General features: G+C 70.8%; 14 protein-coding genes. 1 reads left to right on the top strand and 13 read right to left on the bottom strand.

The window, feature by feature from the left end; translation table 11 throughout:
- Positions 1-26: 26 nt before the first annotated feature.
- From VMR06_RS12250 to cmk, 9 genes are all read right to left on the bottom strand, one after another.
- Entirely contained in the window at positions 27-1,193 is a 1,167-nt protein-coding gene (locus tag VMR06_RS12250; RefSeq protein WP_325376715.1) for a PLP-dependent aspartate aminotransferase family protein, read from the bottom strand.
- Between the two features lie 58 nt (positions 1,194-1,251).
- Complete coding sequence (gene galU / locus VMR06_RS12245) at positions 1,252-2,127, bottom strand: UTP--glucose-1-phosphate uridylyltransferase GalU (RefSeq protein WP_325376713.1); 876 nt, start codon at positions 2,125-2,127, stop codon at positions 1,252-1,254.
- A gap of 115 nt (positions 2,128-2,242) precedes the next feature.
- Entirely contained in the window at positions 2,243-4,135 is a 1,893-nt protein-coding gene (locus tag VMR06_RS12240) for a nucleoside-diphosphate sugar epimerase/dehydratase (protein WP_325376710.1), read from the bottom strand.
- Positions 4,132-5,247 (bottom strand): glycosyl transferase family 4, encoded by a 1,116-nt coding sequence (locus tag VMR06_RS12235; RefSeq protein WP_325376708.1) that lies wholly within the window; start codon positions 5,245-5,247, stop codon positions 4,132-4,134. The genes VMR06_RS12240 and VMR06_RS12235 overlap by 4 nt, the downstream gene beginning before the upstream one ends.
- A 9-nt stretch (positions 5,248-5,256) precedes the next feature.
- The gene (gene lapB / locus VMR06_RS12230; protein WP_325376705.1) at positions 5,257-6,429 is read right to left on the bottom strand and encodes a lipopolysaccharide assembly protein LapB; all 1,173 of its coding nucleotides are present in this window, start codon (positions 6,427-6,429) and stop codon (positions 5,257-5,259) included.
- Positions 6,426-6,713 carry a DUF1049 domain-containing protein gene (locus VMR06_RS12225; protein WP_325376703.1) on the bottom strand — a complete coding sequence of 96 codons (288 nt, stop codon included), beginning with the start codon at positions 6,711-6,713 and terminating at the stop codon, positions 6,426-6,428. Before VMR06_RS12225 ends, lapB begins: the two co-directional genes overlap by 4 nt.
- A gap of 53 nt (positions 6,714-6,766) precedes the next feature.
- Complete coding sequence (locus VMR06_RS12220) at positions 6,767-7,141, bottom strand: integration host factor subunit beta (RefSeq protein WP_325376701.1); 375 nt, start codon at positions 7,139-7,141, stop codon at positions 6,767-6,769.
- A 45-nt stretch (positions 7,142-7,186) separates the two neighbouring features.
- Entirely contained in the window at positions 7,187-8,863 is a 1,677-nt protein-coding gene (gene rpsA / locus VMR06_RS12215) for a 30S ribosomal protein S1 (protein ID WP_325376699.1), read from the bottom strand.
- A gap of 146 nt (positions 8,864-9,009) precedes the next feature.
- Complete coding sequence (gene cmk, locus VMR06_RS12210; protein WP_325376762.1) at positions 9,010-9,699, bottom strand: (d)CMP kinase; 690 nt, start codon at positions 9,697-9,699, stop codon at positions 9,010-9,012.
- 286 nt (positions 9,700-9,985) lie between these two features.
- Here cmk and VMR06_RS12205 point away from each other — a divergent pair, with 286 nt between their 5' ends.
- Positions 9,986-10,417 carry a universal stress protein gene (locus tag VMR06_RS12205; protein WP_325376697.1) on the top strand — a complete coding sequence of 144 codons (432 nt, stop codon included), beginning with the start codon at positions 9,986-9,988 and terminating at the stop codon, positions 10,415-10,417.
- Here the strand turns inward: VMR06_RS12205 and aroA are convergent.
- From aroA to serC, 4 genes are all read right to left on the bottom strand, one after another.
- Complete coding sequence (gene aroA / locus VMR06_RS12200) at positions 10,408-11,730, bottom strand: 3-phosphoshikimate 1-carboxyvinyltransferase (RefSeq protein WP_325376695.1); 1,323 nt, start codon at positions 11,728-11,730, stop codon at positions 10,408-10,410. The genes VMR06_RS12205 and aroA overlap by 10 nt on opposite strands.
- Before the next feature lie 145 nt (positions 11,731-11,875).
- The gene (gene hisC, locus VMR06_RS12195) at positions 11,876-12,985 is read right to left on the bottom strand and encodes a histidinol-phosphate transaminase (RefSeq protein WP_325376693.1); all 1,110 of its coding nucleotides are present in this window, start codon (positions 12,983-12,985) and stop codon (positions 11,876-11,878) included.
- Positions 12,982-14,088: a prephenate dehydratase gene (gene pheA / locus VMR06_RS12190; protein WP_325376691.1), complete on the bottom strand. Its 1,107-nt coding sequence runs from the start codon at positions 14,086-14,088 to the stop codon at positions 12,982-12,984. Before pheA ends, hisC begins: the two co-directional genes overlap by 4 nt.
- 40 nt (positions 14,089-14,128) lie before the next feature.
- Positions 14,129-15,211, bottom strand: a complete 1,083-nt coding sequence (gene serC / locus VMR06_RS12185; protein ID WP_325376689.1) for a 3-phosphoserine/phosphohydroxythreonine transaminase — start codon at positions 15,209-15,211, stop codon at positions 14,129-14,131.
- Positions 15,212-15,290: the final 79 nt, after the last annotated feature.

Genomic DNA, 15,290 nt, shown 5'->3' with positions numbered 1-15,290 from the left:
CGCCGGACCTGAACGCGGCCGGTCCGCTAGAGCCGAGCCAGGGCCCGGGCCAGATCGTCGATCAGCACCTGCGGGTCCTCCAGCCCGATCGACAGCCGCACCAGGCTCAGCGCCAGCCCCTTGGCTGGCCGCAGCGGCGTCCCCGGCGGGAACACCGCACAGACCGGAAACGCCAGCGACTCGTAGCCGCCCCAGGACACGGTCATCAGAAAGCGCGTCAGGCCGTCGCAGAAGCGCTCGACCGCGGCGACGTCCGCGGCGTCCAGATCGATCGTGACCAGGCCGCTGGCGCCGCGCAGCTGGCGCGCGCTCAGGCCGAGCTGCGGATTGTCCGCCGCCTGCGGCGACCAGACGCGGCGGATCCGCGGCTGGGCTTCGAGCCAGGTCAGCACGGTGCGCGTGCTGGCCGCGACGCGTTCCATGCGGATCTCGAGCGTGCGCAGGCCGCGCAGCATCAGCCAGGCATCGTGCGGCGACAGGATTGCGCCCAGCGTCATGTACGGCCCCTTGAACACGCCGCGCAGCAGAGAGGCCGGACCGCACAGCGCCCCGGCGACGACGTCGCTGTGGCCGTTGAGATACTTGGTCGCCGAATGCGCGACCAGGTCGATGCCGAGCGCGATCGGCGACTGGTTCAGCGGCGTCGCATGGCTGTTGTCGCACAGCGTGCGGATGCCACGCCGGCGCGCCAGTGCGGCGATGCCGGCCAGATCCTGCTGCTCGAACGTCATCGAGTTGGGGCTCTCGAGCACGATCAGCCGCGTGCGCTCGGTCAGCGCCGCCTCGAACGAGGCGGCCTCGCCGCCGTCGACGAAGCGGGCCTCCACGCCGAAGCGCGGCAGGAAATCCTGCAGCAGGCTGCGCGTCCAGCTGTACGGCCGCGCGGCGCAGACGACATGGTCGCCCTGGCCGACGCAGGCGATCACGCCGGCCGCGATCGCCGCGGCGCCGCTGCCGAACACGAGGCAGTCCTCGGCGCCCTCGAGCGCCGCGAGCTTCGCGCGCAGCATCGCGACGGTCGGATTGTTGCCGCGCGTATAGACGTGGCCGGCGTACTCGTCGCGGAAGCCGGCGCGCATCTGCGCGACCGTCGGGAACGCGAAGATCGAGGACTGCACCAGCGGCGGCACGACCGCGCCGTGATAGCGGTCGCGATCCTCGCCGAGGTGGTTGAGGATGTAGCTGAGGTCCATCAGCGCGGCTCCGGAAGGCCGCCACGCCGGGCAGCGCGGCGGCGGGCAGCGGCGCGGCTCAGAGGCCGCCGACGAACTCGCGCGTGGCGGCCGCGATCTGCGGGTCCTGCAGCGCCATGTGCAGCGTCGCCTTGACCAGGCCGAGCTTGTTGCCGCAGTCGAAGCGCGTACCGGCGAAGCGATAGGCCAGCACCGAGCGCTCGGCGAGCAGCGCCTCGATCGCGTCGGTCAGCTGGATCTCGCCGCCGGCGCCGGGCTGCGTGCTCTCGAGCAGCCCGAAGATCCGCGCCGGCAGCACGTAGCGGCCGACGATCGCCAGGTTCGACGGTGCGACCTCGGGCTTGGGCTTCTCGACGACCAGATTGATCTTGGCCGCGCGCTCGGACAATGCGGTCGCGTCGACGATGCCGTACTTGTCGGTCTGGTCGTGCGGCACTTCCTCCACCGCGATGATGCCGGCGCCGTTCTCGCGCTGCGAAAGCTCGGACATCTGGCGCAGTGCGCCGGGGCCCTCGTTCCAGATCAGGTCGTCGGGCAGGATCACGCCGAACGGCTCGTCGCCGACCACCGGCCGCGCGCAGAGCACGGCGTGGCCGAGCCCGCGCGCCTCGGGCTGGGTTACGAACACGCAGCGCACGTGCGGCGGCAGCGTGCCCTGCACCATCGCCAGCAGCTCGGTCTTGCCGGCCTCGGCGAGCTTGCTCTCGAGCTCGTAGGCCTTGTCGAAGTAGTCGGCGATCGCGTGCTTGTAGCGGTTGGTGACGAACACCAGCGTGTCGGCGCCGGCATCGACGGCCTCGTCGACCGCGTACTGGATCAGCGGCCGGTCCAGCACCGGCAGCATTTCCTTGGCGACCACCTTGGTCGCGGGCAGGAAGCGGGTGCCGAGACCGGCGACCGGGAAGACGACCTTGCGCAAACGGGGGGAGCTCACGGCATGTCCTCGAAACGAATGAAGGGGATGAGCATGGAATCGAAACGCGGCGCGGTCTGCGCGCGCACCGGACCGGACCCGGCGGCGGGCGATCGCGAACGGCGAGCCGCTGCCGTCAAGGCGCGCGCTCGCCGAGCGCCAGCACCTGCGCATCGCCGCCGGCCGGCCGCATCGCGAACTCCGGCAGCAGGCCGTCGAGCAGGCGCCGCAGCGCGTCCTCGTCGTAGTCGCGCGTGGCCAGCGCGCCCTGGCGCAGCTGACTCGCCAGCAGCTCCCAGGACATCAGCCGCGACTGCGCGAGGAAGATCTTGGCATGCGTGGTCTGCTGGTAGTTCTCGAGCGGGTGGAACAGCTCCTCGAACAGCTTCTCGCCGGGCCGCAGGCCGGTGAAGACGATGCCGACGTCGCGGCCGGGCTGCTTGCCGGCCAGGCGGATCATCTGCTCGGCGAGGTAGCGCACCTGCACCGGCTCGCCCATGTCGAGCGCGAAGATCTCGCCACCGCGGCCGAGTACGCAGGCCTGCAGGATCAGCTGCGCGGCCTCCGGGATCGTCATGAAGTAGCGCGTGATCTGCGGATGGGTGACCGTGACCGGACCGCCGGCGCGGATCTGCTCGCGGAACAGCGGCACGACCGAGCCGGCCGAATCGAGCACGTTGCCGAAGCGCACCGTGATGAAGCGCGTGCGCGAATGCGTCGCGAAGTTCTGGCAGAACAGCTCGGCCACGCGCTTGCACGCGCCCATGACGCTGGACGGATTGACCGCCTTGTCGGTCGAGATCAGCACGAAGCTGCCGGCGCCGTGACGGTCGGCGGCCTCGGCCACGACCTGAGTCGCCAGCACGTTGTTGCGGAACGCCTCGCGGATCTGCCCCTGCAGCAGCGGCACGTGCTTGTAGGCCGCGGCGTGGAAGACCACCTCGGGCCGCGCCGCCGCGAACGCGCGCTCGCAGGCGATCGCGTCGCCGCAATCGCCGATGCGCGCGTCCAGCAGCAGGTCCGGATACTCGCGGCGCAGCTCCTGCTCGATGCGGTAGAGGTTGTATTCGGACTGTTCGAGGATCGTCAGCGCCGCCGCGCCGAGCCGCGCGACCTGCCGGCACAGCTCCGAGCCGATCGAGCCGCCGCCGCCGGTGACCAGGACGCGCTTGCCGGAGATGCCGGTGCGGATCGCGGTCCAGTCCAGCTGCACCGGATCGCGGCCGAGCAGATCCTCGATCGCGACCTCCTTGAGCTCGTTGAAGCTCGAGCGCCCGGCGACGATGTCCTCCAGGCGCGGCACCGTGCGGAACGGCAGGCCGGTCTCCTCGCACAGCGCGACCACGCGCCGCATCTGCACGTTGGTCGCCGACGGCATCGCGATCAGCAGCATCTGCGCGGCGGTCTCGCGCGCGAGCAGCGGCAGGTCGGCCAAGTGGCCGAGCACCGGCACGCCGTGGACGCGGCCGCCGCGCAGCTTGGCATCGTCGTCGAGCACGCCGACCGGCCGGTAGCGGTTCTCGTGCAGCAGATCGCGGACCAGGGCCGCACCGGCACGCCCGGCGCCGAGCACCAGCACGCGCTGCGCCGAACGGCCGCCGCCCAGATCGAGATGGCTGTCCTTCCAGTAGCGGTAGAGCAGGCGCGGTCCGCCGAGCAGGACCGAGAGTACCAGCGGATAGATCACCAGCACCGCGCGCGGCACGCTGTCGAGGCGGTTGTACAGGAACAGCACCAGCGCCGCGGCGAGCGCGCCGAGCACGCTGGCGCGCGCGATGTTCCACAGGTCCGGCAGACTCGCGAAGCGCCACAGGCCCTTGTACAGCCCGGTCAGCCAGAACACCGCGCCCTGCGCGGCCAGCACCAGGGCCAGCTCGGGCGTCAGCCAGCCGATCTGCGGCGGCTCGGCCAGCAGCGAATAGCGCACCACGTTGGCCACGACCCAGGCCAGCGCGACCATCGTCAGATCGTGCAGGACCACCGCGAGCCGCGGATGGATCGCCGCCATCGCCGAGCGCAGCATCGTCATCGCGTGCCCCGCATCCGAATGCGGCGCAGGCAGTGCCGCCGGCCGGCGAACCACAGCGCGAGGCCGGCCGCGTAGACCGCGGCGCAGGCGCCCCAGGCCGCAGGCGGCGCCTCAAACGGACCGATGGCGATGTTCGACATGGTGCCCGACACCCGAGGTGAACGATTGACCCAGCACAGGACCGGAACGACGATTCCGAGATTCCACAGCGCGTAGAGCGCGACGACCCGCGGATGGCTGCGTCCGCTGCGCACCAGCCACTGGTAGAGGTGCTCGCGGTGCGCACTATACCAACGCCGGCCGCGGAGCATGCGCGAGAGCAAGGTAGCCGAGGCGTCGACAACGAAGGCCGAACAGGCGATCGCGACATTGACCGCGGCCGGCGCGGCCTGCGCCAGGTGCGCCAGCCCGAGCAGCGCGACCAGCAGGCCGAGCACGCCGCTGCCGACGTCGCCCATGAAGATATGCGCGCGCGGGAAGTTGAACGGCACGAAGCCACCGACCGCGGCCGCCATGACCAGCGCCGCGGCGGCCGGCGCCGGCGCGCCGTAGCGGTCGAGCAGGACCGCCATTACGACGAACACGAACAGCGCCTGCAGCGCCAGCAGGCCGTCGATGCCGTCCATGAAGTTGTGCAGGTTGATGCTCCAGACGATCGTCAGGACCGCGGCGAGCGCGAGCAGCAGGCGAGCCGCCGGCTCCGCGCCGAACGCATCCGGGAGCGCCGCCGGGCCGGAACCGGCCAGCAGCGCCGGGATCGCCGGCGCGCAGACCAGAGCGGCGGCCAGCGCATGCACGGCCAGCCGCGCCGCGGCGCCGAGCGGCCGGTGATCGTCGATCCAGCCGACTGCCGCGACCAGCACGATCGCCGCGACCACCGGCCACTGCGCCGGCATCCACAGCACGATCGGCACGCCGATGCAGACCAGGACCGCGGCGACGATCGCGATGCCGCCGCCGCGCGGCGTCGGCACCGTATGCGAGCGGCGCTGGCCGGGCTGGTCGATCAGGCGGCGGCGCAGCGCGTAGGCGATGCTGGCGCGGGTCAGCAGCGCCGACAGCACGAACGCCAGCGCGGCGAGCGGCGCCGCGATCGTCGCCGATACCGTCATGCCGATGGCCTACTCGCCGACCACGCCGTGGATCGGACGCACCGATTCCCAGCTCTTGCAGCTCGGGCACTGCCAGTGGTGCGCCTTGGCGCCGAAGCCGCAGCGGTTGCAGCGGTACATCGCCTGGCCTTCGAGCAGCTTGCGCGCCAGTTCGCGCAGCAGCAGCAGGTTCTCGCGCGCCTCGCCGCGCGAGCGGTCCAGGCTGACGTCGATCAGCGCGATCAGCGCGCGCACCGACGGCCGCTGGCGCAGCGTCTGGTTGAGGTAGGCGATCGCGACGGCCTCGCCGCGTGTGCTCGCGTAGAGCTTGGCCAGCGCGAGCACCGGCGAGACGCCCTTGTAGCGCTCGGCGATGCCGAGCAGAAACGCCTCGGCGCGCTGCATGCGCTGCAGGCGCGCGTAGCAGTCCAGCAGCGGCGCCAGGATCTCCGGCACGTAGTCCACGTCCTGCTCGGCGACGCGCTCGAACGCGGCGGCGGCCTCGGCCAGATGGCCGCGCGTGGCCTCGATGTGGCCGCGCACGATGCTCGCGCGCACGCAGCGCCCTTCGGCGCCCTCGGCCTGGTCCAGATAGGCCAGCGCGGTCGGCCAGTCGGCCTGCGCGCGCGCCTGCTCGGCGAGCTCGCAGTAGAACTGGGCGATGATCGCCGCCTGCGAGTCGCCGCCGGCCTTCTCGAGCCGGCGCGCGTGTTCGATCGCCTTGTGCCAGTCGCGCTCGTGCTGGTAGATCGAGATCAGATGCCGCAGCGCCGACGGCGCCAGCGCGTCCATCGCGACGAGGTCGCTGAACAGCGTCTCGGCGCGATCGAGCAGGCCGGCGCGCATGTAGTCCTCGCCGAGCTCGAGCAGGGCGACAGTCTTCTCCGATTCGCTGAGATTGGGCCGCGCGATCAGGTGCTGATGCACGCGGATCGCACGCTCGACCTCGCCGCGGCGGCGGAACAGGTTGCCGAGCGCCAGATGCGTCTCGACGGTGTCGCGGTTGATCTCGGCGAGCTTGAGGAAGACCTCGATCGCCTTGTCCTGCTGTTCGTTGAGCAGGTAGTTCAGACCGCGGAAATAGCTGGTCGACAGCTCGTTGACGCGCGCGCCGGAGCTGCGCTCGCTACCGCGGCGCCCGAGCAGCCAGCCCGATAGCGCGGCGACCGGGAGCAGCGCGAACAGCCAGGCGAGTGCGTTCATGCACCACCGGATACCACGGGCTCGTCGGGGGCGGCCGGACTGCCCGGCGCGGCGGCCGCGGCCGCCTTCGCACGGCGGCGCGCGCGGCGCCCGCGCGCGAACCAGACCAGACAGCCGCCGCTGAGCCAGCCGAGCATCAGGGCGGCCAGCAGCGCGGCGCCCTTGGGCAGGGACACGCTGCGGACGTAGAGGTCCACGCTGATCGTCTCGGCGTTGAGCGCGCCGAACACGGCGCCGAACACCGCGAACAGGACCACCAGCAGCAGGGTCAAACCGGTACGCATCGTGATCTCAACGCGAACGAACGGCGCAGCCGGCCGCACGGCGGCACGACCGGTCAGTCGTTGGACTGGAGCAGCTGCTTGGCCGACTCATTGACGCGCTCACGCAGTTCCTTGCCCGGCTTGAAGTGCGGCACATGCTTGCCCGGCAAGGCTACCGCGTCGCCGGTCTTGGGGTTGCGACCCATGCGCGGCGGACGGTAGTGCAGCGAGAAGCTGCCGAAACCGCGGATCTCGATACGATCGCCGTCGGCCAGCGCCTGGCTCATCTGTTCGAGCAGGCTCTTGACCGCCAGCTCCACATCGTTGGCCGCAAGGTGCACCTGACGCGCGGCCAACGCTTCAATCAATTCCGACTTGGTCATCGACGCGGAATGTTCCGTTGTGGGCCGCCGCTGCCCGCCCGAAGGCGGACAGCGGGGCCGTTTCATCGCACACCGTACGCGGACGGAGGCGCCCCTGTGACGCGCGGGAGATCAGTCGGCCGAGCGGCCGAGCTGTTCCTTGAGCAGCGCACCGAGCTTGGTGGTGCCGCCCGACGCGCTCTGGTACTCCTCGAGCGTCTGCTGCAGCTCTTCCTCGTCCTTGGCGCGGATCGACAGCTGCAGGCTGCGGCCCTTGCGGTCCATGCCGGTGTACTTGGCTTCGACCGTGTCGCCGACCTTGAGGTACTGCGTCGCGTCCTCGACCCGCTCCTTGGCGATGTCGTTGGCGCGCAGATAGCCTTCCACGCCGTCGCCGAGGTCGATCGTCGCACCGCGCGCGTCCACTTCACGGACCGTGCCGCTGACGATGCTGCCGCGCGGATGGGCCGCCATGAACTGGCCGAACGGATCCTGCTCGAGCTGCTTGACGCCGAGCGAGATGCGCTCGCGTTCCGGATCGACGGCCAGCACGACCGCCTCGATCTCCTCGCCCTTCTTGAAGTTGCGGACCAGGTCTTCGCCGGTGGTCTGCCAGGAGATGTCCGACAGATGGACCAGACCGTCGATGCCGCCTTCCAGACCGACGAAGATGCCGAAGTCGGTGATCGACTTGATCGTGCCGATGACCTTGTCGTTCTTCTTGTGGATCGCGGCGAAGGCTTCCCACGGGTTGGCGCGGGTCTGCTTCATGCCGAGCGAGATGCGGCGGCGCTCCTCGTCGACGTCCAGGACCATGACCTCGACCTCGTCGCCGACCTGGACCATCTTGCCCGGGTTGACGTTCTTGTTGGTCCAGTCCATCTCCGAGACGTGCACGAGGCCTTCGACGCCCGGCTCGAGCTCGACGAAGCAGCCGTAGTCGGTGACGTTGCTGACCTTGCCGAACAGACGGGTGCCGGTCGGGTAGCGACGCGAGATCGCGACCCACGGATCCTCGCCGAGCTGCTTGAGGCCGAGGCTGACGCGGTTGCGCTCGCGGTCGAACTTGAGCACGCGCACGTCGAGCTCGTCGCCGACGTTGACCACCTCGGACGGATGACGCACGCGCTTCCACGCCATGTCGGTGATGTGCAGCAGGCCGTCGATGCCGCCGAGGTCGACGAACGCACCGTAGTCGGTGAGGTTCTTGACGACACCCTTGACGACCGCGCCTTCCTGCAGGCGGTCCAGCAGCTGCTCGCGCTCGACGCTGAACTCGCTCTCGACCACCGCACGACGCGAGACCACCACGTTGTTGCGCTTGCGGTCGAGCTTGATGATCTTGAACTCGAGTTCCTTGCCTTCGAGGTAGGACGGATCGCGCACCGGCCGCACGTCGACCAGCGAGCCCGGCAGGAACGCGCGGACGTCCTTGATGTCGACGGTGAAGCCGCCCTTGACCTTGCCGGAGATCCGGCCGGTGATCGCGGCATTGGCGGTCTGCGCCTCTTCGAGCTCGTCCCACACCAGCGAACGCTTGGCCTTCTCGCGCGAGAGCATCGTCTCGCCGAAGCCGTTCTCGATCGAGTCGAGCGCGACCTTGACCTCGTCGCCGACGTCGATCTCCAGTTCGCCCAGATCGTTCTTGAACTGCTCGATCGGAATGATGCCCTCGGACTTCAGGCCGGCGTTGACGACGACGACGTCGTTGCGGATGTCGACGACGATGCCGGACACGATGGCGCCGGAGCGCAGCTTGGCCAGCGAGGACTGGCTCTGTTCGAACAGCTCAGCAAAACTTTCGGTCATGTTGGTATCCAGTTGAGACAACAGATCGCAGTCGCCGCGGGTTCCAGCCTGCGAGACGAGGCGCGATCCACCTGTCGAGGGTGCCGTTTCGCCGGCACCGTTCAAATTCCCGGCGCGCGTGCGCCGGACCGTTCCCTTCCGTACGATCAGGAGGCCGGACGCACCAGCGCCAGCACGCGCGACACCACCGTCTGGACCGGCATGCCGGTCGTGTCGATGGTGACGGCGTCGGCGGCGGGCCTGAGCGGCGCCACCACGCGGGCGGCGTCGCGCGCGTCGCGCGCCTCGATTTCATGCAAAAGGGCGGCGAGTGTAACGCTCAACCCCTTTTCTTTCAACTGTTTATACCGGCGCTGTGCGCGCTCGGCGGCGCTGGCCGTCAGAAACACCTTGTACGGGGCATCCGGGAAGATCACCGTGCCCATGTCGCGGCCGTCGGCGACCAGGCCCGGCGCGCGGCGGAAGCCGCGCTGGCGCTCGAACAGGGCCGAGCGCACGCCGGGGATCGCCGCGATCGCCGAGGCCGCCGCGCCGGCGGTCTCGGTGCGCAGCTCGTCGGTCGCGTCGTGGCCGTTGACGATCACGCGCGTCTCGCCGCCGTCGCCGGGATCGCGGAAGCGGATCGTCGTGGTCTGCGCGCAGCGCGTGACCGCATCGGCGTCGGACAGGTCCAGGTCGGCCGAACCGGCGGCGTAGCCGACCGCCCGGTACAGCGCGCCGGAGTCGAGCAGATGCCAGCCGAGCGCCTCGGCGACCAGGCGGCTGACCGTCCCCTTGCCCGATCCGGAAGGACCGTCGATCGTCAGGACCGGGGCGGAAGGCGATGCCGGCGTCATGGGAGCTCCTCGGGCGCAATCGGCGATTTTATCAGGTCGGCAGGTCCGGACCGCGCATCCGGGCCGCACCCGAACGCAGCGCAGCGGGAGGCGGGCACTGCGGCGGATGCGCGCTCCCCGGCCGGAACGGTCCACGGCGGTGCACGGCGCCGGCCGGCGCCGGCTGCCGCATGGCCGCCGCCCATGGCGGCAGCGCGGATCGCATCGCCGCTGCGCTTGATCCGGATCAACTGGTCCGCGGCGGGCCGCGGCGATGATGATCGCCCGCCTCCTGCGAAGCACCGCCATGTTCAAGAAGATCCTCGTTCCGACCGACGGCAGCGCGCTGTCGCACAAGGCGATCGCCGGCGCGATCGAGCTGGCCTCGGCCCTCGGCGCGGGCATCGTCGGCTACTGCGGCGCCGAAGACTATCCGCTGTCGTTCGCCGAATACACGCTGGTCGATCCGGAACAGTTCCGGCGACAGGCGCTGGCCGGTGCCGAACGCCATCTGCGCCACATCGCCGACGCGGCCGCGGCGGCCGGCGTGTCGTGCCGCACCGTCGCGGCCGAATGCGACACGGTCTGGAGCGGCATCATCGATACCGCGACCAGCCAGGGCTGCGATCTGATCTTCATGGCCTCGCACGGCCGCCGCGGCCTGTCCGCCGCGCTGCTCGGCAGCGAGACGCAGAAGGTGCTGACCCACTCGAAGATCCCGGTGCTGGTCTATCGCTGAGCGGCCGCCTGCGCGCTCAGCGCGAAGCCGCAGCCGTTGGCGAGCTCGAGAAAGCCCGGGAACGAGGTCGCCACGTTCGCGCAGTCGGCGATCCGCACCGGCCCGGCGGCGATCAGGCCGGCCACGGCGAAGCTCATCGCGATGCGGTGGTCGCCGCGGCTGTCGACGCGGCCGGCGCCGATCGGTCCGCCCTCGATGTCGGCACCGTCCGGATGCTCGGTCACGGCGACGCCGAGCGCCTCCAGGCCGCGCGCCATTGCCGCGAGGCGATCCGATTCCTTGACGCGCAGCTCGGCGGCGCCGCTGATGCGCGTGATGCCGCGTGCCGCCGCGGCGGCGACGAACAGCGCCGGAAACTCGTCGATCATGTCCGGCACCAGATCCGGCGGCAAGTCGATGCCGCGCAGCGGCGCATGCCGCACGTGCAGATCGGCGACGGGCTCTCCGCCCTGCTCGCGGCGGTCCCGCTCGACGATATCGGCGCCCATCAGGCGCAGCGCGGTCAGCAGCCCGGTCCGACGCGGATTGAGGCCGACCGCACTCAAGACCAGGTCGGATCCCGGCATCAGGCTGGCCGCGACCAGGAAGAACGCGGCCGACGAGAAATCGGCCGGCACGCGCACGTCGGTCGCGCGCAGGCGGTGGCCGCCGGACAGGCGCGCCCAGCCTTCGCCGAACGCGATCGGCCAGCCGAACGCAGCCAGCATGCGCTCGCTGTAGTCGCGCGTCGGATGAACCTCCCGCACCTCGGTCTGGCCGTCGGCATACAGACCGGCCAGCAGCAGCGCGGACTTGACCTGTGCGCTGGCGACCGGCAGCGCGTGGCGCATGCCGCGCAGGGCGCGGCCGCCGTGAATCCGCAGCGGCGGCAGGCCGCCGGGCTCGGCATCGATGCGAGCGCCCATCAGCGCCAGCGGATCGATCACGCGCCGCATCGGCCGCCGCGACAGCGACGCGTCGCCGACCAGGACCGACTCGAAGCGCTGGCCGGCGAGCAGGCCGGCAAGCAGGCGCATGCCGGTACCGGCATTGCCGCAGTCGATCGGCGCGGCCGGCGCCCGCAGGCCATGCAGGCCGACGCCATGCACGATCCGCCGCGACGCCGACGGGGTCTCGATGTGCACGCCCATGCCGGCGAACGCCGCGGCGGTCGCGCGCGTGTCCTCGCCCTCGAGGAAGCCGTCGACCCGCGACACGCCCTCGGCCAGCGCGGCCAGCATGATCGCGCGGTGCGAGACCGACTTGTCGCCGGGCACGAGGATCGTGCCGGTCAGCGGTCCACCCGCGGCGCTCGTCCATTCCAGCTGGCTCATCGGCGCGTACATCCTCGGATTCGGATCAGAACCTCGGCGGCGTGACCGCTCGCGCAGCACCGGGGCCCGCAGACAGCAGGCGACCCGCCCGTGGCCAGCGTCGGCGATGCGGCGCTGCGCGCGGCTTGGCGCCCCGCCGCGACCATCATGACGGCAGCGCCGCCAGCAGGCGCAGGTTCTCCTCGCGGCTGCCGACGCTGATGCGCAGGGTCTGCGGCAAGCCGTAGCCGGTCATCGGCCGCACGATCACCGCGCGCGCGAACAGCGCCGCCTCGAGCGCGGCGGCGTCCGCGCCGAGGTCGATCAGCAGGAAGTTGGTCTGCGACGGCAGCACGCGGTAGCCGCGTGCGCTCAGCTCGCCGGCCAGCCAGGCCCGCTCGGCCAGCGTCCAGTCGCGCACCGCGCGCAGATGCCCGGTATCGCCGAGCGCGGCCTCGGCCGCGGCGAGCGCCGGCCCGTTGACGTTGAACGACTCGCGCAGGCGTTCGATCACCTCGACCACGCCCGGATCGGCGACGAGGTATCCCACGCGCAGGCCGGCCAGCGCGTAGGCCTTGGAGAACGTACGCGTGACGATCAGGTTCGGATGGCGCTCGATCAGGCGCAGCGCGCTGCGCGGCCCCTCGGCGTCGGCGAACTCCTGATACGCCTCGTCGACGACGACCAGTACGGTCTGCGGCACCTCGGCAAGCAGGGCGTCGAGCGCCGCGTCGTCGAACCAGCCGCCGGTCGGGTTGTTCGGATTGGCCAGGAACACGATACGCGTGTCGGCCTCGACCGCGGCGGCGATCGCCGGCAGATCGTGGCCGTACGGCATGCGCGCATGATCGGCCGGCAGCGCCGGCACGCGGATCGCGCGCGCGCCGGCCGCCGCGGTCGCGATCGGGAACACCGCGAAGCCGTATTGCGAATGGACGACCGAGCCGTGCGCGTCGGCGAAGCACTGGCCGATCAGCATCAGCAGCTCGTGCGAGCCGTTGCCGAGCGCGATCCGCGACGCATCGACGCCGAGGTGGCCGGCGATCGCGCGCTTGAGCGCCGCGCCTTTCGGATCGGGATAGCGGAACGCCTCGGCCAGGCTGTCGCGTGCCGCGGCGAGTGCGCGCGGACTGGGGCCGAGCGGATTCTCGTTCGAGCCGAGCTCGGCGAGCGCGGCGCCGTGCAGCCGGCGCAGCGCCGGCAGGTCGTGGCCGGGATCGTAGGCGCGCAGCGCCGCGGTGGCCGCATTGGCCAGCCGCGCAGCGTCGAAGCTCACGGCACCGCGACCGGATAGGAGCCCAGCACCTTGATCTGCGCGGCGTGCGCCTGGAGTTCGGCCAGTGCGCGCTGCATCGGCGCGTCCTCGACGTGGCCGGCCAGATCGATGAAGAACGCGTATTCCCACTTGGCCTGGTGCGAGGGCCGCGACTCGATGCGGTTCATGCTGATGCCATGCCGGGCGAACGGGCTCAGCACGTTGAACAGCGCACCGGGCTGGTCCTTGATGAAGACCAGGACCGAGGTGCGATCGTGCCCGGACGCCGGAAACAGCTGGCGGCCGATCACCAGGAAGCGCGTGGTGTTGTCCTTGTCGTCCTCGATCGGTCCGGTGATGACCTTGCGCAGCCCGTAGACGTGGCCGGCCGCCTCGCCGGCGATCGCCGCGGCGTCGTCGGCGTTGCGCGCGCGGCGCGCGCCCTCGGCATTGCTCGACACCGGGATCTTCTCGACCTGAGGCAGGTTGCCGCGCAGCCAGCCCTGCGTCTGCGCGAACGACTGCGGATGCGAGTAGATGCGTTCGATGTCCTCGATGCGGCCGCTGCGCGAGAGCAGAAACTGGTGCACGCGCAGCTCGACCTCGCCGCAGATCTTGAGGCCGGAGGTCAGGAACAGGTCGAGCGTGACCTGGATCGTGCCCTGCCCCGAGTTCTCAACCGGCACCACGCCGAAATCGGCATTGCCGTTCTCGACCTCCTGGAACACCTCCTCGATGCTCGCCATCGGCATGCCGTGCGCCGAGCGGCCGAAGTGCTTGAGCACGGCCTGCTGGCTGAACGTGCCTTCCGGCCCGAGGAAGCCGATCTTCAGCGGTTCCTGCTGGGCCAGACACGCCGACATGATCTCGCGGAACAGATGGACCAGCACCTCGTCGCCGAGCGGCCCCTGGTTGCGGTCGACGACCATGCGCAGCACCTGCGCCTCGCGCTCGGGCCGGTAGTAGTCCACCGCCGCCGCGAGCGGCCCCTTGGCTAGGCCGACCTGGTGCGCGAAGCGGGCGCGTTCGGCGATCAGCTCCTGGATCGTGCGATCGATGGCGTCGATGCGCGCGCGCACCTGGGCCAGGTCGGGGGGTGCATCGGGCGGCGGATCTGCGCTCATGGGATCGGATCGGCAATGGAAGGGGGGACGCGCCGCCGGCTCAGCCGTGGCGGCGCGCGAAGTCCTGCATGAAGGCGACCAGCGCGTGCACGGCCTCCAGCGTCACCGCGTTGTACAGCGAGGCGCGCATGCCGCCGACCAGCTTGTGCCCTTTCAGCGCGAGCAGGCCGGCCTCGCGCGATTCGCGCAGGAACACTTCGTCGAGCCCGGCGCGCGGCAGCGTGAACGGCACGTTCATCGCTGAGCGCGCGTCCGGATCGACCGGGTTGCGATAGAAGTCCGAGCCGTCGATCGCCGCGTACAGCGCGGCGGCCTTCTCGCGATTGCGCGCGGCCATCGCGGCGACGCCGCCCTCGGCCTTGAGCCACTTGAAGACCAGGCTGGCCAGATACCAGCCGAACGTATTGGGCGTATTGAGCAGCGAGCCCTGGGCGGCGTGTTCGGCGTAGCTGAAGATCCGCGCGATGTCGGCCGGGCAGCGCGCGAGCAGATCCTCGCGCACGATCATCACGACCAGACCCGAGGCGCCGATGTTCTTCTGCGCGCCGGCGTAGATCAGGCCGTAGTGCGAGACGTCGATCGGCCGCGACAGGATGTCCGATGACATGTCGGCGACCAGCGGCACCTCGCCGGTGTCCGGCGGATCGGCGAACTGCACGCCGTGGATCGTCTCGTTGCTGACGACGTGGACGTAGGCGGCGGAAGGGTCGAACCGCCACGCGTCGGCCGGCGGCAGACCGGCGTAGCCGCCGGCCTGCGCGCTGGCCGCGATGCGGACCGTCGTGTACGGCGAGGCCTCGCGTGCGGCCTTCTCGCTCCAGGCGCCGGTCAGCACGTAGTCGGCGACCTGGTCGCGCCGCGCGATGTTCATCGGGATCTGCGCGAAATGCTGGGTCGCGCCGCCCTGCAGGAACAGCACGCGGTAGTGATCGGGGATCGCGAGCAGGTCGCGCAGGTCGCGCTCGGATTCGGCGGCCAGATCCATGAACGGCTTGCCGCGATGGCTGACCTCCATCACCGAAGCGCCGGTGCCGTTCCACTCGAGCAGCTCGGCCTGCGCCTGGCGCAGCACCGCCTCGGGCAGGGCGGCCGGTCCGGCGCTGAAGTTGAAGCATCGACTCACGCGAACCTCGCAGATGCGCTGCGCACGGCGCAGGCGGTGACGGAAACGACCACAGTATGCCGCAGTGCGGCATGGCGGC

Origin of the sequence: Dokdonella sp. (assembly GCF_035511235.1) — a bacterium.
GTDB lineage: Bacteria > Pseudomonadota > Gammaproteobacteria > Xanthomonadales > Rhodanobacteraceae > Dokdonella.
Note: the sequence above shows the minus strand (reverse complement) of the source record. Positions and strands in the feature narration are given on the sequence as shown.

Excerpts from the sequence above, each read along its gene's own strand:
- VMR06_RS12250 (WP_325376715.1), bottom strand. The coding sequence starts at position 1,193 with ATGGACCTCAGCTACATCCTCAACCACCTCGGCGAGGATCGCGACCGC.
- VMR06_RS12240 (WP_325376710.1), bottom strand. The coding sequence starts at position 4,135 with ATGACGATGCTGCGCTCGGCGATGGCGGCGATCCATCCGCGGCTCGCG.
- VMR06_RS12235 (WP_325376708.1), bottom strand. The coding sequence starts at position 5,247 with ATGACGGTATCGGCGACGATCGCGGCGCCGCTCGCCGCGCTGGCGTTC.
- lapB (WP_325376705.1), bottom strand. The coding sequence starts at position 6,429 with ATGAACGCACTCGCCTGGCTGTTCGCGCTGCTCCCGGTCGCCGCGCTA.
- VMR06_RS12225 (WP_325376703.1), bottom strand. The coding sequence starts at position 6,713 with ATGCGTACCGGTTTGACCCTGCTGCTGGTGGTCCTGTTCGCGGTGTTC.
- VMR06_RS12220 (WP_325376701.1), bottom strand. The coding sequence starts at position 7,141 with ATGAAACGGCCCCGCTGTCCGCCTTCGGGCGGGCAGCGGCGGCCCACA.
- rpsA (WP_325376699.1), bottom strand. The coding sequence starts at position 8,863 with ATGACCGAAAGTTTTGCTGAGCTGTTCGAACAGAGCCAGTCCTCGCTG.
- cmk (WP_325376762.1), bottom strand. The coding sequence starts at position 9,699 with ATGACGCCGGCATCGCCTTCCGCCCCGGTCCTGACGATCGACGGTCCT.
- VMR06_RS12205 (WP_325376697.1), top strand. The coding sequence starts at position 9,986 with ATGTTCAAGAAGATCCTCGTTCCGACCGACGGCAGCGCGCTGTCGCAC.
- aroA (WP_325376695.1), bottom strand. The coding sequence starts at position 11,730 with ATGAGCCAGCTGGAATGGACGAGCGCCGCGGGTGGACCGCTGACCGGC.
- pheA (WP_325376691.1), bottom strand. The coding sequence starts at position 14,088 with ATGAGCGCAGATCCGCCGCCCGATGCACCCCCCGACCTGGCCCAGGTG.